Source organism: Paraclostridium dentum (assembly GCF_048568265.1).
GTDB classification, from domain to species: domain Bacteria; phylum Bacillota; class Clostridia; order Peptostreptococcales; family Peptostreptococcaceae; genus Paraclostridium; species Paraclostridium dentum.
In genome coordinates, this window is sequence record NZ_CP183813.1 from 1491038 (window position 1) to 1511019 (window position 19982).

The 19982-nt window shown below is 26.5% G+C and carries 22 protein-coding genes and 1 riboswitch; of the genes, 12 read left to right on the forward strand and 10 right to left on the reverse strand.

The window, feature by feature from the left end:
* Positions 1–56: 56 nt before the first annotated feature.
* Genes ACN6I1_RS06600 through ACN6I1_RS06610 form a run of 3 tightly spaced genes read right to left on the reverse strand, consistent with a single transcriptional unit; the run spans position 57 to position 1297 of the window.
* Complete coding sequence (locus tag ACN6I1_RS06600) at positions 57–266, reverse strand: hypothetical protein (protein WP_195946273.1); 210 nt, start codon at positions 264–266, stop codon at positions 57–59.
* A 36-nt stretch (positions 267–302) separates the two neighbouring features.
* On the reverse strand, positions 303–821 hold the full coding sequence (locus tag ACN6I1_RS06605) for a permease (RefSeq protein ID WP_419743192.1): 519 nt from the start codon (positions 819–821) through the stop codon (positions 303–305).
* Positions 818–1297 carry a permease gene (locus ACN6I1_RS06610; RefSeq protein WP_419743193.1) on the reverse strand — a complete coding sequence of 160 codons (480 nt, stop codon included), beginning with the start codon at positions 1295–1297 and terminating at the stop codon, positions 818–820. The genes ACN6I1_RS06605 and ACN6I1_RS06610 overlap by 4 nt, the downstream gene beginning before the upstream one ends.
* Before the next feature lie 143 nt (positions 1298–1440).
* On the opposite strand from ACN6I1_RS06610, the gene ACN6I1_RS06615 reads away from it, so the two are divergent.
* From ACN6I1_RS06615 to ACN6I1_RS06630, 4 genes are all read left to right on the forward strand, one after another.
* Complete coding sequence (locus ACN6I1_RS06615) at positions 1441–2832, forward strand: YfcC family protein (protein WP_419743194.1); 1392 nt, start codon at positions 1441–1443, stop codon at positions 2830–2832.
* A 213-nt stretch (positions 2833–3045) separates the two neighbouring features.
* Positions 3046–3855 carry a selenium-dependent molybdenum cofactor biosynthesis protein YqeB gene (gene yqeB / locus ACN6I1_RS06620; RefSeq protein ID WP_419743195.1) on the forward strand — a complete coding sequence of 270 codons (810 nt, stop codon included), beginning with the start codon at positions 3046–3048 and terminating at the stop codon, positions 3853–3855.
* Positions 3856–4656 (forward strand): XdhC family protein, encoded by an 801-nt coding sequence (locus ACN6I1_RS06625; protein WP_419743196.1) that lies wholly within the window; start codon positions 3856–3858, stop codon positions 4654–4656. It abuts the gene before it with no gap.
* A gap of 28 nt (positions 4657–4684) precedes the next feature.
* A complete protein-coding gene (locus ACN6I1_RS06630; protein WP_419743197.1) occupies positions 4685–5524 on the forward strand; it encodes a radical SAM protein in 840 nt (279 codons plus the stop codon).
* A 17-nt stretch (positions 5525–5541) separates the two neighbouring features.
* Here the strand turns inward: ACN6I1_RS06630 and ACN6I1_RS06635 are convergent, their stop codons facing one another.
* Positions 5542–6306 carry a lysophospholipid acyltransferase family protein gene (locus ACN6I1_RS06635; protein WP_419743198.1) on the reverse strand — a complete coding sequence of 255 codons (765 nt, stop codon included), beginning with the start codon at positions 6304–6306 and terminating at the stop codon, positions 5542–5544.
* 174 nt (positions 6307–6480) lie between these two features.
* Positions 6481–7800, reverse strand: coding sequence for an MFS transporter (locus tag ACN6I1_RS06640; protein ID WP_419743199.1), 1320 nt, complete (start codon positions 7798–7800; stop codon positions 6481–6483).
* A 503-nt stretch (positions 7801–8303) separates the two neighbouring features.
* Between ACN6I1_RS06640 and ACN6I1_RS06645 the strand changes: the two genes are divergently transcribed.
* From ACN6I1_RS06645 to ACN6I1_RS06655, 3 genes are all read left to right on the forward strand, one after another.
* On the forward strand, positions 8304–8579 hold the full coding sequence (locus tag ACN6I1_RS06645; RefSeq protein ID WP_419743200.1) for a hypothetical protein: 276 nt from the start codon (positions 8304–8306) through the stop codon (positions 8577–8579).
* A 97-nt stretch (positions 8580–8676) separates the two neighbouring features.
* Positions 8677–8910, forward strand: a complete 234-nt coding sequence (locus ACN6I1_RS06650; protein ID WP_419743201.1) for a hypothetical protein — start codon at positions 8677–8679, stop codon at positions 8908–8910.
* 161 nt (positions 8911–9071) lie between these two features.
* A complete protein-coding gene (locus ACN6I1_RS06655) occupies positions 9072–9737 on the forward strand; it encodes an N-acetylmuramoyl-L-alanine amidase (protein WP_419743202.1) in 666 nt (221 codons plus the stop codon).
* A gap of 50 nt (positions 9738–9787) precedes the next feature.
* On the opposite strand, the gene ACN6I1_RS06660 is transcribed toward ACN6I1_RS06655, so the two are convergent.
* Positions 9788–9940, reverse strand: coding sequence for a hypothetical protein (locus tag ACN6I1_RS06660; protein ID WP_419743203.1), 153 nt, complete (start codon positions 9938–9940; stop codon positions 9788–9790).
* Positions 9941–10114: 174 nt separating this feature from the next.
* Between ACN6I1_RS06660 and ACN6I1_RS06665 the strand changes: the two genes are divergently transcribed.
* The gene (locus ACN6I1_RS06665) at positions 10115–12007 is read left to right on the forward strand and encodes a tetratricopeptide repeat protein (protein WP_419743204.1); all 1893 of its coding nucleotides are present in this window, start codon (positions 10115–10117) and stop codon (positions 12005–12007) included.
* A gap of 93 nt (positions 12008–12100) precedes the next feature.
* Here ACN6I1_RS06665 and ACN6I1_RS06670 read toward each other — a convergent pair whose 3' ends face one another.
* Together ACN6I1_RS06670 and ACN6I1_RS06675 are read right to left on the reverse strand one after the other, a co-directional pair.
* Positions 12101–12730 carry a manganese efflux pump MntP family protein gene (locus ACN6I1_RS06670; RefSeq protein WP_419743205.1) on the reverse strand — a complete coding sequence of 210 codons (630 nt, stop codon included), beginning with the start codon at positions 12728–12730 and terminating at the stop codon, positions 12101–12103.
* A 228-nt stretch (positions 12731–12958) separates the two neighbouring features.
* Positions 12959–13633 (reverse strand): Crp/Fnr family transcriptional regulator, encoded by a 675-nt coding sequence (locus ACN6I1_RS06675; RefSeq protein WP_419743206.1) that lies wholly within the window; start codon positions 13631–13633, stop codon positions 12959–12961.
* Between the two features lie 577 nt (positions 13634–14210).
* On the opposite strand from ACN6I1_RS06675, the gene ACN6I1_RS06680 reads away from it, so the two are divergent.
* From ACN6I1_RS06680 to ACN6I1_RS06695, 4 genes are all read left to right on the forward strand, one after another.
* A complete protein-coding gene (locus tag ACN6I1_RS06680) occupies positions 14211–15593 on the forward strand; it encodes a MotA/TolQ/ExbB proton channel family protein (protein ID WP_419743207.1) in 1383 nt (460 codons plus the stop codon).
* Entirely contained in the window at positions 15583–16206 is a 624-nt protein-coding gene (locus ACN6I1_RS06685; protein ID WP_419743208.1) for an OmpA family protein, read from the forward strand. The genes ACN6I1_RS06680 and ACN6I1_RS06685 overlap by 11 nt, the downstream gene beginning before the upstream one ends.
* Before the next feature lie 87 nt (positions 16207–16293).
* The gene (locus tag ACN6I1_RS06690; protein ID WP_419743209.1) at positions 16294–16941 is read left to right on the forward strand and encodes a DNA-binding protein; all 648 of its coding nucleotides are present in this window, start codon (positions 16294–16296) and stop codon (positions 16939–16941) included.
* A gap of 292 nt (positions 16942–17233) precedes the next feature.
* A complete protein-coding gene (locus ACN6I1_RS06695) occupies positions 17234–17503 on the forward strand; it encodes a hypothetical protein (RefSeq protein WP_419743210.1) in 270 nt (89 codons plus the stop codon).
* Positions 17504–17554: 51 nt separating this feature from the next.
* Here the strand turns inward: ACN6I1_RS06695 and lexA are convergent, their stop codons facing one another.
* Complete coding sequence (gene lexA / locus ACN6I1_RS06700; protein ID WP_021430583.1) at positions 17555–18190, reverse strand: transcriptional repressor LexA; 636 nt, start codon at positions 18188–18190, stop codon at positions 17555–17557.
* A gap of 96 nt (positions 18191–18286) precedes the next feature.
* The gene (locus ACN6I1_RS06705) at positions 18287–19426 is read right to left on the reverse strand and encodes a tyrosine-type recombinase/integrase (protein ID WP_419743211.1); all 1140 of its coding nucleotides are present in this window, start codon (positions 19424–19426) and stop codon (positions 18287–18289) included.
* Between the two features lie 233 nt (positions 19427–19659).
* A riboswitch (cobalamin riboswitch) is annotated at positions 19660–19850 on the forward strand.
* The last annotated feature ends 132 nt before the right edge of the window (positions 19851–19982 follow it).

The window sequence follows — 19982 nt, forward strand, 5'->3', positions numbered from 1 at the left end:
AAAATTCACAATTACTATTAAGTTTATATTACTCATAGTAATTGTGAATTTTTTTGCTATTCAACCATATAAGTACACTGTATAGATGCCTTTTCAAACCCATAGACTTCAATAAGTTTTTGATGAAGTATAAACACGTCTTTTCCGAATTCACGAACTATTGCATCACATGTTTTCCTAAATTCTTCGCAAGTTACAGATGATTCATTTATGGTTAACATATACCCTAAGTCTTTTTGAATTACGACATAAACATTAGATGGCATATAAATTTACCCCTTTCCATATGAAATTTAATTATTTTAACTTATGTCTATTCTCTTTTTCATAAGATATTCAATTAAATATCCCATTATGATAACTCCTGGAATATCAATTATTAATCTAAGTATAGTAAACTTATATCCCAACGCTCCAATTTCAAATAATAATGTTGAAAATTTAGTAACACACCAAGCATTAAGAAAAATTATTATATTAGAAAATTTAACTCCCTTTTTGATAAGCACAGCTGTAAATGGAAACGCTGCATACATGGGTCCAGCAGAAAAAAATGCTATTAAAAAAGAAATAAATATACCTTTAATACCAGAGCTATCACCCATATATTTTATAAAAATTTTTTTAGGAACCCAAATATCTAAAAGACTTAATATAACCATTACTGGAGGAAGGATAGATAGCATTTGGATTAAACTGGAAGTTGTAATATTAAAAATTTTATATCCTATATTTATATTATATAAACATATTAAAATACAAATAAATGAACTTATAAAAAAATATTTATATCTTTTTATTACTAATGTTAAAGTACTCATACTAATACTCCTCCTATGAAAGCTGCTACTAAAAATGCAAATAAGAAAGCTATAAAATTCCTGTAGAATGCAGCTTTTTTGCCAATATATTTAGATTCTAGTGAGAATGTTAAGATTCCAACCATTGTAGATGTTGATATGAAAGCCGCTACTTGAGAGTAACCCGCTCCGCTTTTTAATAATATATCTCCAGTAGAGAAAGCTACAAATGTAGGCATCGTAGTTATAGAGCCTAAAAAAGATGCTATAGATACTCCCAAAACACTTGAATTTGGACCTATAAACTTAGAAATAGAAACAGGATTAATAATAGCTAGAATTATAGCGATTATGATAACTATACAAAGAAATTGGGGCATAATATTTTCAAAGGATTTAGCTGCATTTATATAAGCATTCTTGGTTTTTTCCCTATCTTTAAAAAAAGAAATAAATGTTATCAATATGCATAAACCATACATAATAAAAGATGTCACAAAAATCCCCCCTAACATTAATTTATAATATGAAGAAAATATGTTAATCGTAACCTGGTAATTAAAGTAATAAAATATATAAATTATAAAATTGGTAATAACTAATAGAGATAAGCTTTGTTTAAGGAGGAATTAGTTATTCTATGAATAAGCAAAAACGATTAGTCATCCCACATACATTTACAATAATATTTTTACTAATAGTTTTTATGGCTATTTTAACTTGGATTATACCAAGTGGTCAATTTCAGCGTAAAGAGATAGATAATAGGTTGGTGGTAATTCCAAATACCTATGAATATGTTAAGGAAAACCCTCAAAACATTGATGATATATTTAGAGCTCCAATAGATGGTTTTGTAGATGCTGCAGAGATTGTAGGATTTGTTTTATTAGTTGGAGGATCATTTGGAATAGTTAATAAAACTGGAGCTATAGAAGCTGGTATTAATGCTGTTGTGAAAAAACTAAGAGGAAATGAAATTATAATAATACCTATATCTATGATATTGTTTAGCTTAGGAGGTACAGTATTTGGAATGGCAGAAGAAACATTACCATTTTATATGATATTTGTACCTCTAATGTTAACTATTGGATATGATTCACTTACTGCTGTAGCTACTGTATTTTTAGGAGCTATGACAGGTAATATAGCATCAACTATAAATCCTTTTTCAGTTGGTATAGCTCAGGCATTAGCGCAAATAACACCTGGATCGGGTATCGGTTTTAGATTTTTAATATATATAATTTTGATAACAATTTCTATTATATTTGTAATTTTTTACGCTAGAAAAATAAAGAAAAATCCAAAAAAATCTATAGTTTATAATCTAGATTTGGAAACTAAAAAACATATTCAAATGGAGAGTTCTAATATAAAAGACTTTACACCTAAAGAAATAGGAGTATTAATTATATTTGCAGTTGGAATGACAATGATGATATTTGGAGTTTTAAAACTTGGATGGTATATATCTGAAATTGCTATGATCTTTATCGCTATTGGAGTTTTATCTGGTATTATAGGAGGACTTAATCAAGAGACTATTGCTATTTCATTTATAGAGGGAGCTAAGGATTTAGTATCAGCAGCCCTTGCAATAGCATTAGCACGTGGAATAGTTATAATTGCCCAAAATGGATTTATAATAGATACTATGTTGAATTCAGCAGCAGGATACCTACAAAACTTACCAAAAGTAGTTTTTGTTAACTTAACGTTGTTTCTAGAAGCAGCATTAGCATTTTTAATTCCATCATCATCTGGACTAGCTTCTCTTACAATACCTGTTTTAGCACCGCTATCTGATTTAGTTGGAGTATCGATTCAACTAATAGTTACCGCTTATCAATTTGGTGTAGGACTTACAAATGTTATAACTCCTACATCTGGAGTTTTAATGGGAGCACTAGCTCTTGCAAATATACCTTATTCTAAGTGGTTAAGATTTGTAATGCCACTAATTATAACACTATTTATTTCATGTATGATATTTTTAACAATAGGACAAATTATAGGAATTAAATAAAATATACTTGCAAAGTATCAAGTTCATTTGTTATAATATTACTACCGTTAAATAATAATAATTTGTTTTGAGGGGCTCTTATCTATTTTAAATAGATAAGGGCTTCTTCTATTTGTGTAGATTTTTTATTTGTATAATTATGTAAAATTATTATAATATATGGGAGTATGTATTGTATAATAGTATTAACATATTAAAGGGGGGTAGGAAGTAGTGGATAAGCTTATTATAGTTAGAGGTGCTGGAGATATAGCAACTGGAGTTATACATAAACTTAGTAGATGTGGATTTAATGTTTTAGCATTAGAAGTAAAAGATCCTTTGTCTATAAGAAGAAAAGTATGTTTTAGTGAAGCTATTTACGATGGTGAAGTGTGTATAGATGGAGTTATTTGTAAATTTGTAAGTAACGAAGATGACTTAAAAAAAGCTTTTTTATCAAAAAAAGTTTGTGTAACTATTGATCCTGAGGGTATCTTAATTAATAAATTAAAACCAAAAGTTGTAATAGATGCTATAATTGCAAAAAAAAATTTAGGTACAAATAAAGATATGGCTCCTATTACAATTGGATTAGGGCCTGGATTTGAAGCTGGATATGATGTTGACTTTGTAATAGAAACAATGAGAGGTCACGATTTAGGAAGAATAATAACTAAAGGTTATGCAACTGAAAATACAGGTATTCCAGGAAATATTAATGGCTTCAGTAAGGAAAGAGTAATTTATTCAACTGAAGATGGTATTATAAAAAACATTTGTGATATAGGAGATTTAGTTTATAAAAGTCAAGTTATTGCTAAAATAGAAAATGGTAAAAACTCAGTTGATGTGTTAGCCACTATGGATGGTATTATAAGAGGTATTATAAGGAATAACAGTAAAATTAAAAAAAATCTTAAAATTGCCGATATAGACCCTAGAAAAAGTGAACTTAAAAATTGCGAAACTATATCTGATAAAGCTAGATGCATAGCTGGAGGAGTTTTAGAGGCTATCCTTATGAATTGGAGTGATCTATAGATGAATGAATATATTTTGAAAAAAGTGTATGAAGATTTAGAATTAGGTAATAGAGTGTGTTTTGTAACTCTTACAGATGTCAAAGGCTCAAGCCCTGGTAAACAAGGCGCTGTAATGGCTGTATTTAAAGATGATTCTGTAATAGGAACTATAGGTGGCGGAATACTAGAAAATGTTGTTATAAATAAATGTAGGGAATGTATTAAAACAGGAGAAGATTTCAACTTTGATTATTCACTTACAGAGGAATCACTAGAAACTACTATGAAATGCGGAGGATATGTAAAAGGTTATATAAAGGTATTTAAACCAAAGCCAAAATTATTAATCATTGGGGGAGGGCACATAGGTCATTCTTTATATAATATATCAAAAGGATTAGATTTTTATTCTATTATAGTAGATGATAGACATGAATTTGCAAATGAAGAGAGATTTCCAGATGCAGAAAAAGTTTACTCAGGTGATATAAGTGAAATTTTAAACAAAATTAACATTGATGACAATACATATATAGTAATTGCCACTAGAGGTTATGAAAAAGATATAGAAGCTTTAAGAGAGGTTATAAATTCCAACGCAGCTTATATAGGTATGATAGGCAGTCGTAAAAAATGGAAAGCTTTAAAAGAGGAATTAATAAGTGAAGGTGTAGAGAAAAAATTATTAGAATCTATATATGCACCTATAGGAATTAATATATCTTCAAGTAGTGTTTCAGAAATAGCTTTTGGAATTATGGCAGAGGTATTACTAGTTAAAAATAATGGTGATCTTTCACATAGAAAAGATAAAAGGTAGTTTGGTTTTATAAAGAGGTGTTGTAATTATGATAGATAGATATAAAAGAGATATTCATAAACTTGTTATATCTTTAGGTAAAGATTTTATTTTAAATATTGATAGTTTAAAATTTGTAGTTAAAGAATTAATTAATTTGGGAATAGATGATATTGAATTTGAGCTAAATGATAATATAGATTCAATTAGCTTATGCCACATAATTAATTATATTAATAGTGAATGTAATGTTAACCATATAGGAATAGTTACAGATGGATTTGGAATATATAGTAAAATTAGTGAGCTTAAATCGTATGGACTTACAAATATAAGTGTTAGACTAGAATCCTTAAAGCAATATAAATATAAAAAGTTAAATCATAATATAAATATAAATGAAGTATTAGATCTTATTAATAAATGCATAAGCTTTAAACTAAATACAAAAATAATTTGCACTCTTATAAATGATTTTAACACTGATGAAGTTTTTGATTTTATTAACTTAACAAAATATTTGCCAGTAGAGGTTTCTTTTTCTGAACTTGTTCCAAATCCTAACTGTATGAACTTCTTTAACAAAGGATATATAAATGTTAAAGAAGTTTTAGAAAGCATAAAAGAGATACATAAATTAAATTATGTAAATGGAAGAATGGATTATTATAAGTTAGATGATTCAAAAGGTGTAATAAGTAGAGACACTCATAATGACAAGTGTAGTATATGCTTAAAGTGTAATGAAATATTTTTAGATGAAAATGGATATATAAAAACTTGTATAAACTCTAATATAATTGTAGATACAAAACCTTATATAAATAAACCATTAATGTTTAAAGAAATAATAAAGCAATCTATATATGAAAAACCAAAAAATGATTAAATATAAAAAAGCTATATCTATTTAGATATAGCTTTTTTATATTTAAAATTAAAGTTTAAAATTGACTCTATCATATCTTCTCTAATACTCTCTCCTAAATCAATAGTTTTGATTTTAGGGTTTTCTATATGATCATAAACAGGGTCTAAAAATTCAACTTCTACATTGGTAGATTTAATCTTACCTACTGGTTCATATCCATGGTAAGTTTCTTTTGAATTTTTTATAACAATCGGTACAATTGGACATTTAGCTTTATATGCTATTTTTAATGCCCCACTTTTAAATTCTGATATTATAGAATGATCATCTTTTACCCAAGTTAAATCTCCTTCAGGAAAGATTGCCATGCTTTGGCCGTTTATTATATTATTAGAAGCTTCTATAATACTTTTTAAACCTTGTCTATTGTCGTGTCTATTTATATATACACATTTTATTATAGCGGCCCATTTAGAAACTATAGGTATGTTTTTCCATACTGGTTCATCAGCTATTACACAACCTACAGGTCTATTTACACTAGATATTAATATATAACTATCTAGCATACTGGAATGATTAACAACAAATAGCACAGGTTCTTCTGGAATTTTTTCCTCGCCAATTATACGAACATCTATATTAACTAATTTTAAAGAATTTTTAGCTTGTTTTTGTAAAAAAGAAAATTTATTTTCCATTTTGAATTTATCAGGAAACTTTGAAAACTTCTTTAATTTAAAAATAGATAATAAGAAACCTATAATTTGAAAGGTTGCAAATTTAATGTAATTAAACAATTTGATATATCTCCTCTTCATGCATGTTAAAATATTTAATTTAGATTAATTCAATACTAGAAAGATTTTATCATAAAATGAAATTTAATTAAAGAGGAATATGAAATGATAATTAGACAATTAATTTAATAAAAAAAGAACTATTTCAATATAGTTCTTTTTTTATTATGTATATTATGCAGTTTGATCTTCCTTGTTATCTTGTCCATGTCTGTTGTATTTTTTATTATACACTACTATTAGAAGTACAGATGCTAGGACATAAATAACAGCTGTTATGTAATAAGCTTTTGAATATCCACCTGGTATTTTAAATAAGAATAATTTTGTAAATTGACCTGCTATTATAGATGTAATACCTCCTGCTACAAATATAAGTGAGTTATATGCAGGTCTAGAGTTTTTTGAAACAAACTCCATTGGGAGAGAGTTCATTATAGGATTTGCACAGTTCATAAATCCTGATCTAAAGAATAGACCAGCTCCAACTGCTAAAACCATTCCAGAACCAAACACTGTACCATTTGCTATAACCAACATAAATGGTATAGATAAAAGTGCTAATCCACCTAAAGCAATAACATTTCCTAGTTTTTTTACAACCCATGGTGATATTAATAAGAATAAAACCATTGCAAAGTATTGATAAGATACAAGTTGAGAAGTTGTAGCTCTTGATATACCTAGTTCATTATTTAAGAATACTGAGAAGTAAGGGCAAATTAATGATGCTCCAAATCTTATCATAGCATAGTATACAAGCCATAGTACAACATACTTGTTTTTAAATATTGACCAATCAAAAGATTTTTTCTCTTTAGTTTCTTCGCAGTAGTCTTCTTTTTTCTCTTTTATAAATAAAAGAGGTATAAGTGAAAGTGCTGCGATTACAACAAACATAAGTAATACATCTCTTTGAGCTAATATAAATTCATGTAATTGATGAGAAGTCATTCCTTTAATGTTTTCAGTTATTGCACTTGCTTGAGAGTTAGAGATTTTTAATCTACTTGCAAATCTAGATACTGCAATAGTTCCTCCAAACCAAGTTGCCAATACCATACCTATAACATTTATATACAATGCTCTAGAAAAAACTTTAGTTCTTTCTTTCTCAGTAGTATAAGCTGTAAGATAAGGTGGTAACACAACATCAAATAATGCAACACCTACAAGTATTGCTAGTGTAGCAACAGGGTAAATAAAGCTTACATCCACAAATGATATAGCTATTAATGCAGCTATAGTCATTATAGGCCCTGTAATTATAAGCTTTTTGTATCCAAGCTTTGGTGCTAAAATTAAAATTGCGGCACATACGAAATTACTCATCCCCATAAAAGAGGAGAAAGAACTTGCTGTAGAGATATTAACTTGCTGTAAAAAAGTTACTAAGACGTCAAAAGCAACTCCACTCATAAGTCCCATAAAGGCATAGCTGACAATAAAGGCCCAGCTATTAAAGTTAAATCTTTTTAGTTCTTTTTGATCCATAAAATACCATCCCATTTCATATAAAATTTTTATTAGGAATAACTCTCTTAGGAAAACATTTCCTAGTCAAGATAATTGTATATTATATTGGGAAAATTTCAATATATTTGGAAATTTATGGAATATATTGTAAATTCTATAAATTCGCTAAAATAGTTAGATTTCATACTTAAAATTCAAAATTTAAGAATTAACATTATATGTGTATAGATTAAATTTTAAAGCACTTATACAAATATGAATTTATGTTACAAACATATTAAATATCTTTAAAACTTTAATATATTTTTCAAAAAACTTTATTTTAAACTGAATTTAATTTTCAAAATTTTATCTACAACGTAAACATTTAGTTATACACTTTATTTTAATTTCTTTTATTAAAATAATCTCAATTTAAATAAAGTTAATATATTTCTTCGAATAATAGCATATTATTAAAGTAATTAGATATAATTCAATACTTAGGTGGTTAAAAATATGTATCAAGGGGGAATTATAAGGTGAGAAATAAAGCTGTAAATTTAATGGATGATAGGATTTTTAAAGTTAAAATACTATCTAGCGGTGGAGATAATATAAATTTAAAATTTCCTGTTGAGTTTGTGAAAAGAATGGTAAAAATAAATGGACTTAAATGGCTTAATTTAAAAACAGATGTCTTAGACACTGACAACTTAGCAAAAACGGTTATGCAAGCCTTAGATTATAATTTAACTGGTAATATAGTTAATATAAAAACTAAAAATAATGATTTAATAAAAATAAATATAGATTAAGTTTAAATTTCAATGAATTTAATATATAGTCTTGAATAAATATGAATTTTTTTATACTATATTAATAACTTTAAATTAATATCGAAAGGAATTTGTTATGAAAAGCTTTGAAATAATATTAACTAGAGAGACTTTTAGCTTTAGATTTAAACAATATGAGGGAATGTATTTTTTTGGAGAGCTAAATGAGGAAACTCAAATTGTTAAGTATAAGATAACAAAAGATAAAGAAGGATTAGAGTTAAAAGAATTTGGAAACACACACATAAAAGAGGACTTATTATACATCCCTCAAGTGGACGCTTACATAGATTTAAATAGTATAAAATAAAAATCGCCACCGATATATGAGAATCGGTGGCGATTTTTATTTTATAGATGTTAGTAACAGTTTCTTTGAAATCATAATAAGATATATAAACATCTAATGTAGAATTAAGGTTATTTAAGTAAATAGATAATATAAATTTGCAAAAGGAGAATGAGTAATATATGAAAAAAGTTTATATAGATTTAGGCCATGGTGGAAATGATGGTGGTGCTATAGGGGTTAATAACATACTTGAAAAAGACATAGTACTTAGTATAGGAAAAAAACTTGAACAAAAACTTAAAGATTGTGATGTAGATATTAAAATGTCTAGAAGCAATGATACGTTTAAAACCCTTGAGTATAGATCTAGTGAAGCAAATAAATGGGGAGCTGATTGTTTTGTGTCATTGCACTGTAATTCATTTAACAAATTAGCAAAAGGTGTAGAGACATATTGCTATAAGCTAAAATATAGAAAATTAGCAGATGATATACACGAAGAATTAGTAAAGGCTCATTTATACACAGAAAATAGAGGAGTAAAAGAGGGGAATTTTCATGTAGTTAGAGAAACAAAAATGGCTGCAGCTTTAATAGAGTTGGCATTTATAGACAATGTTGAAGATATAGATCTTTTGTTAAATAAACAAGATGAATTTGCAATAGCAATAGCTAAAGGTATATGTAAATTTTTAGGAATTGAATATAAGTATAACAATATCTCAGATAAAGAACAATTATGGGCAGTATGTGTAGGTGCTTTCAAAGAAAGAGAAAACGCAAACAGAATCTTAAAAGAAGCTATAGATAAAGGATTTAAAGATGCTTATATAATTCCTAGGTAATATAAAAACTACCACTGTAAAAAATACAGTGGTAGTTTATGTATAAAATATTATATTAAAATAATGACTTTATATAATATTAGTAGACAAAGTCCCATTAAAGCAATTTTAAATACTATATTTCCAATAAGCTTCACGCTTTTTATAACTATACCTGCAATAACTATAAAAACTAGCAATTTAAATAACATGTCTAAATCCATACTATTATCCTCCTATTCATATAAGAATTATATAAATTTTAACAGAATATAAGAATATATGCAATTTATATAAAATATAGAGGTATAATATATAATATTGGATATATATTGTATAATGATATATTATGGTAAAATATGTATAATATAATACAAAAGGTAGGTAGGGAGTTGTTTATGAATAAAATTAAATTTTCAATAAAAAAAATAAAAGATATCCCAACTGATCCTAAGATAATGTACGCTAAAGCTAGTTTTTACATTAAATTAGGGAAGGTTGATGATGCTATAGAACTATTAACTCAAGCTTCAATAAATCACTATGACAAGGCTCAATATACGCTAGCCAAGCTATATCAGTCTGAGGGGAATATAGAAGAATGTGAAAAATGGTTTAAACTGGCATTTAAAAACGGAGTTGAAGAAGCTGCTTATGATTTGGGAAGTATATATTATAATTTAGAAGCATATGAATACGCTATATATTGGTATGAAAAGATAGCATTGCTAGGACATTTGAAGGCTCAAAATAACTTAGGGGTAATTTATTTTAAGTTAAGAGACTATGAAAGTTCTATAAGGTGGTTGAAAGAAGCTAGCGATGGTAAACTATCTGATGCTCTTTTCAATCTAGGAATTTTATACAGATACGCAAATGATGTTCAAAATGCAATAGATTGTTTTAAAAGAGGTTCTATCTTAGGAAATAATCATGCAAAATATAATTTAGCTATGATATATCAAGAAAATGGAGACTTTAAAGATGCTATTTCAAACTATAAACAATTATCTAAAATAGGATACGAAAAAGCTTGCTATAATTTAGGACTTTTATTTGAATCAGATCAAAATTATGAAGAAGCTAAAATTTACTATAAAAAGGCTGCTGAAAAAGGAAATGAAAAATGTAGTTTTAGGTTAGCGTACATATATGATGAACAAGAAGACTATGAAGAAGCTAAAATTTACTATAAAATTGCTTATGATAAAAATAATATATTATCTAGCTATAAACTAGGTAATATTTATAATAAAGAAAATGATTTAAATACAGCTAAAATGTATTATAAAGAAGCTTCTGACAAAGGAATAATACAAGCTACTAATAATTTAGCCGGACTTTTATTTGAAGAGAAATTGTATGAAGAAGCTATTCCGATGTATGAAAAATGTATAGATTATGGATTTAGAGAATCTATAGAGAATCTAGGAGATTTATATAAACAAATAAATGATACAGATTCTGCAATTAACTATTACAAACAGATAGAAGATTTAACATCTGTTCAAGTTAAACTTGGTAATATATATGAACAATTAAAAAACTTTGATTTAGCAATTAAGTATTATCTAAAAGCAGCTGAAAATAATGACCTCGAAGCAATTTATAGATTAGGGATTATTTATGAAGAATTAGATGATTATGATAAAGCGATAAGTTTTTATGAAGAAGCTATTGAAAAAGATCACTTAAATTCTAGGATTCATTTAGGGAAAATTTTATTTGAGAAAGAAGAATATGAGCTTTCTAAAAAATTATTTGAAGTTCCCGCAAATGAGGATAATGGATACTCACAACATATGTTAGGTATAATATATAGCATTTATTATAAAGATTATGTAAGTGCTAAGTATTGGTATGAAAAAACAAGAGAAAAAGGGTGTATAGAATCTATATTTAATTTAGGCCAATTGAGTCTAAAATTAAATGAAGATAGTGAAGCTGAAAAATATTTTAAAGAAGGAAGCAAGTTAGGCAATAAGAAATGTGAATATATGCTAGCTAGCCTATATTATAAAAAGAGCTTTGAAGCTTATGAAAGTTTAGCAAACGAAAATTATGATAATAGTGAAGAAGTATTTAAAAAACTTCCGAAGTTAATTTTGAATTTTGATCAAATACTCATAGCGCCTTTTGAAACTATTAAACCTAATGAAGAAGAAGATATGTATGTGCCTAAGTATTTATTATATACAGATGAAAAAATAGATAATCTATATGAAAATGAGTTAACTCATATGATTGTAGATGGACATCTGGAGTTTAATATAGAAAATATAACTAAATAATACAAAAAAATGGATAAAAAAGCATATGCGAACAAATGTTCGAGAAGCTAGTTTTATCCATTTTTTATGTTAAAACACATATTTTTTTATAATTTACTTAAAAAAGTTAATAAAATTTGATAAAAATCCTGTATGCTCGTTGAATATGTTAATACCTATACATATTAATATAATACCACCTATAATTTCGGCATAATTTTTTAATATTGGACCTATTTGCTTTCCTATCAAAACACCTATAAAACACACTATAAACGTTATTATAGCTATAGCGCTTACAACTGGGACTATAGATATATTTAAAAATGCAAAACTAACACCAACGGCAAGTGCATCTATACTAGTAGCAACAGACAATACTATTAAATCTTTTGTTCTTATATCATTATCATTAAAGTTATTTTGAGTATTATCTTGAGCGATATCTAAAGCAACTTCATCCTCATCTTCACCTTTAATAGATTCATATATCATTTTTATACCTAAGAATGATAGTAAAATTAATGCGATCCAATGATCAAAAGCTTTTATGTATCCTTCGAAGCTAATTCCTAGTGCCCATCCAATTAGAGGCATTCCTCCTTGAAATAAACCAAAGAAAAAAGCTATTTTAAAAGCTAACTTTGTTGTTATATTTTTAATTGTCATTCCTTTAGTTATAGATACCGCAAATGCATCCATAGATAAAGCAATTGACGTTAATAAAATTGATATTAAACTCATAATTATTATTCCTCCTTAACTTTTTATAATATGCACAAAAAAAACGAGACTTATACACGAAAATAATCGTGTATGAGTCTCGCTATTTAAGACTAGACCAGACTTTATAGTCATTATGTTGATCTAATCACACTTTACGTGCTAGCTACTCCCTCAACAAGAGAATAGAAAGTTTATTCAATTCTTTTATAATTTTACATAATATGTAAGTATAAGTCAATTAAAACTTTATAACTGGCTTAGGTGAATCAATTTATCTCTATTAATTATAGTTATTTTACCTCTTTGAGATATGATTATATCTTTGTTTTTAAAATCTGTAAGTAGTCTAGTTATTACTTCGCGGCTAGTTCCTAACTCCTGAGCAATTTTTTCTTGTGTTAAATATAAATAATCACTATTATTAGTCCTTTTAGAAATATCTAATAGATACTTAGAAACTCTTACATCCATACGTTCAAAAGCTATTTCTTCCAATAAATTTATCACTTCTGTATATTTAGTAAATAAATTTGAAACCATATACTTTTGAAAATCTAGAGTATTATATATATACTTGTTAAAAATGTCAGTTGGAATAAAAATTATCTTTGTAGGTTCTATAACTTCTGCAAATGCCGGAAAAACTTCATTTGATAACATACAAGACATAGATAAATAACAAGTATCTCCGCTAGAAAGCTTATATAAAGTTACTTCTTTTCCTTTATCTGAAATTTTATAAACTCTTATAGATCCTTTTAAAATTAAAGAAAAACCCCTACACTGTTCTCCTCTAGCTATTATTTCAGAGTTTATATCGAAACTTTCAACCACTAATCTAGATTCAATAAGATTTTTAATTGGTTTATCTAATTTATTAATGAAACTGTATGTATCACATAGTTCTTTAAAAACTGTCATAAGATCCCCCCTAAATATAAGTTAAAATTATTTTTTATATACTAAAATTATATATTAATATATATTAATATCAAAGTATTTAATTTCACTATATAAATATATACATAATTTATATTTTAAATTAAACATAAATGAAGAGTGCCTTATAAAAGACACTCTTCTATCTAAATTAGGTTTGGCAGAGCGAGTAATTCTGCATCTCTCACAATTACTTAAAACCTTTAAGTAGAGTATTGGACCCTTTCCAACTTCAAAACCTAACTGATAATAGTATTACCTTTAAAATTAAATTTTATACTAAAATAAGTAACATATTTATATGCATATTCATATTCTTTAATAAGATTAAATATTTAACTATTAAAAATACTCTCTACATTAAATATTAGCTTCTGAGTTATCTACATTAATACAGATAAAACCCATAAATTCATCAGAAGTAGCTTGAGTATAAAAATAGTATTTATATCTTAGAAGGTACCTTGAAGTTAAACTAAAGGTATCTTCTTATTTTTTGTCTATTTTAACTAGTATGTACATATATATTATTAAAACACATTCAATTAAGGAGGTTAGTATGGGAAGTATAATAAGTAATTTATTTACATCGATATTTACAAATCCTATAACATTAATATTTATAGGTATTACAATAATTCACTCAGTTATAAACGTTATAAAAAACAATAAAATCTATGATTTTGTGCAAGAGAAATTGAAGGAGTTAAATTTAAATCCAGAAGAAAGTGATATAGTATCTATTGCTAATAATAAGTACGAATCATATAAAAGTACATATCCATATGCAGAAATAAACATGAACACATTTGTAGAAGAAGTTATATCTGATTTTTCTAAAGATAATAAAATAATAATAAATGAAATAAAGGCTGTTAAAAGCTCACCTTCATTATGTATATTGTTAGGAGTTTTAGGTACATTTGTAGGGCTTACAATAACTCTTGCAAGTATCGATAAGAGCAATATCGTAAATTCAATGACTCTAGCTATTGGGAGTATGCAGATTGCATTTGCTACAAGTATTGTAGGGATAATATGTTCAGTAACTATAAATGCATATATAAAATATAAAAATTGTGAGAGTATACTATTACAATTGATGCTTAAGTTAGAAAATATTATGACCGTTAAATCTAGCAATGACAAAGGAGAAGTTTTAGATTCAAAGTTAAATGAAATTAAGGTATGTATAAAGGATATTAGTAAGGCTATAAGCGCTATAGAAAGATTTGATAAAATTTCTAAAGATTTACATGACTTTAACGATGACTTTATATCTTCTATAGAGCAATTAGGCAATATGCTAAATGGATCAAATGATTCTATAAAGGCATTTGATCAAAGTATAAGAAAATTAGATAAACAATTTAGTATACTTAATTTAAAATTCGTTAAGTTATTTGATACATACGAAGCTCAAAGTGAAATTTACAATGAAATAGTAGAAAATGTAAAAGAGTCTTCAAAAGATATAAAAACAGTAAACCAAAGTCAACTTGCTATTAAAGACTATATAAGGGATGTAAATGCTGGATTTGCATTATATGAAAGAAATATACAAGATCTTATGGTGAAGTTAATTTCTCACGAAAATAATTTACTTATAAAACAAAATAGTATGAATGAAAACAATGTAAACTTAAAAGAGGATATACATAAATTAACATCTGTTATAGATGAACAGGCTAGATCAATCATTGACCAACTAGAACTTGTATTTAAGTATATCGATATATATAAAGAAGCTTTAGACATGTCAAATTCAATGTCACTAGAATCTATTGTTAAAAATAATGAAGGGTATGAAATTGTTAAAGAGTATAAGATAGATAACATAAATGAAGATTATGATAACCCCAACCAAACTTTCGATTTAGATGAATTAGACGAAATTGAATTATATGATGAAGAAGAAGAGGAATTAGAGTATGATAAATAAATATAGAAGAACTGTAAATAAAGAGGAAGAACATAGTAATTTTTGGCCCACATTTACAGATTTATTAGCAACTATTTTAATGGTTGTTATAATGCTTTTAATTAGCTCTGAAAGTATGGTTGGAGGAGTAGAACAAGGAATAGCAAGTAACGTTAATAACTCAGTAAAACAAACTTTAAAAGAAAATGGAATTCCAATAGAAATTGATAAGGACAGTGGAGAAGTTACGTTTGGAGAAACTGCATTATTTGATACAGATAGCGATCAGTTAAAGCCAGAAGCTAAAGAAATTTTAAAAGTATTTGTTCCTAAGTACGCTGAAACTATATATAAAGATTATGGTGATTATATATCCAAAATAATAGTAGAAGGGCATACTGATGATGTTGGAACCTATATATATAACTTAGACTTATCACAAAGAAGAGCTTTTAGTGTTGTAAATTTTATAGTTGGAGAAGAAATAGGGGATTATAAGTATAAAGATAAACTAACAGGAGATATAATAGCTGTAGGTCGATCTAAAGCTGAACCTATAAAAAATAATGATGATAGTGTCAATAGAGATAAATCAAGAAGGGTAGAAATAAAATACGAAGTTAATGTAAATTAAAACTCCGAATATATGTTTGGAGTTTTTTTGTATTTAATGCCAATTACGTGTTATAATTTATAGTGATTAGTTTGGAGGGATAAAAAAATGACAGATAAACAAAAATTAGATAAGTTTTTAAAACTACAAAACAAAGGAATTTCAATTGATGAGATAGCAACTCAATTAAATTCAGATATAAAAGCTTTAAGACGTTTTTTAAATAAAAATGGATATAAATCAGTAAAAGGAAAATATGTAAAAAAAGATGATATTCCTGTGAATGATTCAAAGCAAGATGCAAAACAATTAGAGTTAACAATGAATTCGACTAAATCATCTAAACCAGCAACTAAAGAATCTAAAACATCTACAAAAGCAAAAAATAATAATACTTCTAGCACTACTCCTAAAAAAAGTTCAAAACCTAGCACTACAAAAAGCCAAAAGGTATATAAATCTAAACCAGCAAAGGTTAATGTGAGCGCTGAAGATTTAGATAAACTTTGCGAAGTTTATGACTGGTACTTATCGGTTAAAGATATAAAATCACTTAAGCCAAAGATAACGAAATCTAAAAAGGATATTTTGATAGAAAAATGTGATATGACTGATTTAAAAAGCACTAGAGTTCAAGTTGAAAAATCTACATGGGAAGAGTTTGAACGATTATGTAGCAACTCTGATCATACTAAACAAGAAATAATAACTCAAGCTATAAAGGAGTTCTTAAAACAATATAAGAACTTAATTTAATAAAAAATAAATGAGCTACAGTATTTGCAGCTCATTTATTTTTTATTTATTATTTATTTATCACATAGTTTTTAATGTAAAAACTAAAGTAAACAAGAGCATAGGGATAAGTATTAGTATAGCTATTTTTTCAGAATTTTTTCTCATAAATCCCCTCCTAAAAAGTTTACTTATATACTATATATTATAATTATAGTATATTTATTCCAATATGTTAATTTAAAAATCAGAAAATTTAGTATATAATAAATGATATATAGAAATTTTAATTTAATAAGAAAGAGGAAAAGGTATGTTTTTATTATTGGGAGTACTATTTTTAGTTTTAGGTATAAGTTTATTAATGTCTTGTAAAAATGCAAAGAAAGAATATGATACAAAATTACAAAGTATAGAACAATCAAAAAGTGTAAAGAAAGATAAAAAAACTAATAATAAAATTAAAAACATAAAAGAGAAGTATGAAGCTGAAATAAAAAAATCAAAGGGAAGTGGATATAGCTTTTTAGTAGCAGGAATCTCATGTATGTTAGCAGAAATCATTTTGAAATATTTAAAATAATAAAATCTAAAATTACAAAAATAAAGAGATATGTCTATAAAACATATCTCTTTATTTTATTACTCTAAATACACCTCGTACATGTCCTAGTATACTAACTTCAGATGGGTCTAAAATTATAGGTTCCATAAATTCATTTTCAGGTTGTAATCTTATATGATTTTCTTCTTTAAAAAATCTTTTAACTGTTGCACTATCTTCTCGAACTAATGCAACTACTATTTGAGAATTATAAGCTGTGTTAGCTTTATCAACTATAACATAGTCTCCATCTAAAATACCTGCATTTATCATGCTTTCACCTTTTACTTTTAATATGAAGTTATCTTTTCCTACAATAAAATTTGCAGGTAATGGTATGTATTCTTCTATGTTTTGTTCTGCAAAAATTGGCTCTCCAGCAGTTATTTGACCTATAACAGGTAAATGAAGAACCTCTTGATTAAGACCATTAACACCTTCACCTTTATTAGAGTCTAAAACTTCAATTGCTCTAGGTTTCGTTGCATCTCTTCTAATATATCCTAGTTTTTCTAATTTATTTAAATGAGAGTGTACAGTTGATGTAGATCTTAAATCAACAGCTGCACAAATTTCTCTAACTGAAGGTGGATACCCTTTTTGAGTTAATTGATCTTTTATAAACTCAAGTATCAGTATTTGCTTATTCGTTAAATCTAGATACATGTTATCATCTCATTTCTAATATTAATTTTTAGTTTTATACTATATATTTTAGCATATTGACCAATTTTATACAAACATTTGTTCTTATATTAAATTTTATTCATTAATATCATCTAAGTCATCTATCCATTCAAAGTTATTAACAATATCTCTTTTAACATTTTTCTTATGAGCTGCATATAATTGAGTCGTTGTAACATTATCATGATCTAGTAAGTTTTGTACATCATATATAGAAAATCCATTTTGAATTAATGAAGTAGCCGCCGTAGCTCTTAACTTATGAGGACTATAACCTTTATCTCTAGAAGTATCCATAGAAATAGACGTATACTTTTTAACTAATTGTCTAATTGACTTTGGATCCATTCGTTTATTTTGCAGAGATAGAAATAGTGCATCTTGCATATCTTCACTTAACATTTCACTTTTAGGTCTTTCATTTAAAATGTAATCTCTAACAACTAGCTCACAAGTATTGTTTATAGGCATCAATACTTCTTTACCTCTTTTTCTATAAATTTTAAACTCTCCTCGTGAAAAGTTAAATGATGAAATATTAAGCTCTCTAAGTTCATTTAATCTAAGTCCATATGTAACAAACAAAGCTAATATAGCTTTATCTCGAAGCTTAGTCTTTTTCCAATAAACTTTCTCTTTATCAGTAAGACCCAAACCTGTATCAACAGCATCTAACATTTTAGCAACTTCATCTATTTCTAGGCGTTTAATAGCATCAGGTTGTGGTTTGGGAAGTTTGATTGGATTGAATCCATCTGTTATATTAGCTTCTAATTGATCATTTCTAAAAAGAAATTTAAATAGAGTAGACAAAGATGACTTTTTACGTGCTAAAGCTCGATTGTTATTTTCATATATATGAGTATTTTTATCAGTATACTTATAATATCTAGTACAATAATCTCCTAAGAATAGATTCACATCTCGTGCTTTTATTTGATTAAACTCATTAAGCGTAATATCTTTTATCTCATTAGCAATTGTAATTTCTTTAGTTTCTATTAAATATGAACAAAAAAATTGAATATCTTCTAAATAAGCTAATCTAGTAGTAACCGATACAGATCCTTTTAAATAAATACAGTAATCCTTCATAAACTTAGGAAGGTTGGTTTCAACCTGTATACATTTTTCGATAACTCTATTATCTCTAAGAACGATATTATCAGGCTTATCAGATTTATTATGTATTTTAATAGTTTTACTTTCTGCCATTTTAAAACCTCCAAATTTAAACTTTTAATATTTTTAATATAGCATAGTCTTTTTTTGACTTCAACTATTCCTTAAATAATATAAAAACTCAATTCAAGATTTCAATTATATTATCGATAAATGATACTATGTATTCAAAAAAGTTAATCTTGAAGGGAATTTTTCATTTTTGTTGATTTTATATATTAACAGTGCTATTCTAATAGCATAAAATGTATATGAAATAACAAAACTAAACAATAGAAAATATAGGTTTAATCAATATTGAGTATTGATTAATTAAAAGGGAATCAGGTGAAAATCCTGAACTATCCCGTAGCTGTATTAGAGGAATTTATGTGCAATATGCCACTTGAAAACAGGGAAGGCGCACATAAGTGATGATTCTTAAGTCAGAAGACCTGCCTATATTTAAAAGCATTAACTCTACGAGTGATAGGGATGGCTTTACATTCAATTATACATATTAAAACTATATGACAAATTTATTGTATATAATTTTAATATTCAAACGTAAATTATTTTTATTTTGGACGGAGGACTTTATATTAAGTTT

Excerpts from the sequence above, each read along its gene's own strand:
- ACN6I1_RS06605 (WP_419743192.1), bottom strand. The coding sequence starts at position 821 with ATGAGTACTTTAACATTAGTAATAAAAAGATATAAATATTTTTTTATA.
- ACN6I1_RS06615 (WP_419743194.1), top strand. The coding sequence starts at position 1,441 with ATGAATAAGCAAAAACGATTAGTCATCCCACATACATTTACAATAATA.
- ACN6I1_RS06690 (WP_419743209.1), top strand. The coding sequence starts at position 16,294 with ATGACAGATAAACAAAAATTAGATAAGTTTTTAAAACTACAAAACAAA.
- ACN6I1_RS06625 (WP_419743196.1), top strand. The coding sequence starts at position 3,856 with ATGAATGAATATATTTTGAAAAAAGTGTATGAAGATTTAGAATTAGGT.
- ACN6I1_RS06665 (WP_419743204.1), top strand. The coding sequence starts at position 10,115 with ATGAATAAAATTAAATTTTCAATAAAAAAAATAAAAGATATCCCAACT.
- ACN6I1_RS06695 (WP_419743210.1), top strand. The coding sequence starts at position 17,234 with ATGTTTTTATTATTGGGAGTACTATTTTTAGTTTTAGGTATAAGTTTA.
- lexA (WP_021430583.1), bottom strand. The coding sequence starts at position 18,190 with ATGTATCTAGATTTAACGAATAAGCAAATACTGATACTTGAGTTTATA.
- ACN6I1_RS06655 (WP_419743202.1), top strand. The coding sequence starts at position 9,072 with ATGAAAAAAGTTTATATAGATTTAGGCCATGGTGGAAATGATGGTGGT.
- ACN6I1_RS06630 (WP_419743197.1), top strand. The coding sequence starts at position 4,685 with ATGATAGATAGATATAAAAGAGATATTCATAAACTTGTTATATCTTTA.
- ACN6I1_RS06640 (WP_419743199.1), bottom strand. The coding sequence starts at position 7,800 with ATGGATCAAAAAGAACTAAAAAGATTTAACTTTAATAGCTGGGCCTTT.
- ACN6I1_RS06660 (WP_419743203.1), bottom strand. The coding sequence starts at position 9,940 with ATGGATTTAGACATGTTATTTAAATTGCTAGTTTTTATAGTTATTGCA.
- ACN6I1_RS06600 (WP_195946273.1), bottom strand. The coding sequence starts at position 266 with ATGCCATCTAATGTTTATGTCGTAATTCAAAAAGACTTAGGGTATATG.
- ACN6I1_RS06680 (WP_419743207.1), top strand. The coding sequence starts at position 14,211 with ATGGGAAGTATAATAAGTAATTTATTTACATCGATATTTACAAATCCT.
- ACN6I1_RS06685 (WP_419743208.1), top strand. The coding sequence starts at position 15,583 with ATGATAAATAAATATAGAAGAACTGTAAATAAAGAGGAAGAACATAGT.
- ACN6I1_RS06675 (WP_419743206.1), bottom strand. The coding sequence starts at position 13,633 with ATGACAGTTTTTAAAGAACTATGTGATACATACAGTTTCATTAATAAA.
- ACN6I1_RS06705 (WP_419743211.1), bottom strand. The coding sequence starts at position 19,426 with ATGGCAGAAAGTAAAACTATTAAAATACATAATAAATCTGATAAGCCT.
- ACN6I1_RS06650 (WP_419743201.1), top strand. The coding sequence starts at position 8,677 with ATGAAAAGCTTTGAAATAATATTAACTAGAGAGACTTTTAGCTTTAGA.
- ACN6I1_RS06670 (WP_419743205.1), bottom strand. The coding sequence starts at position 12,730 with ATGAGTTTAATATCAATTTTATTAACGTCAATTGCTTTATCTATGGAT.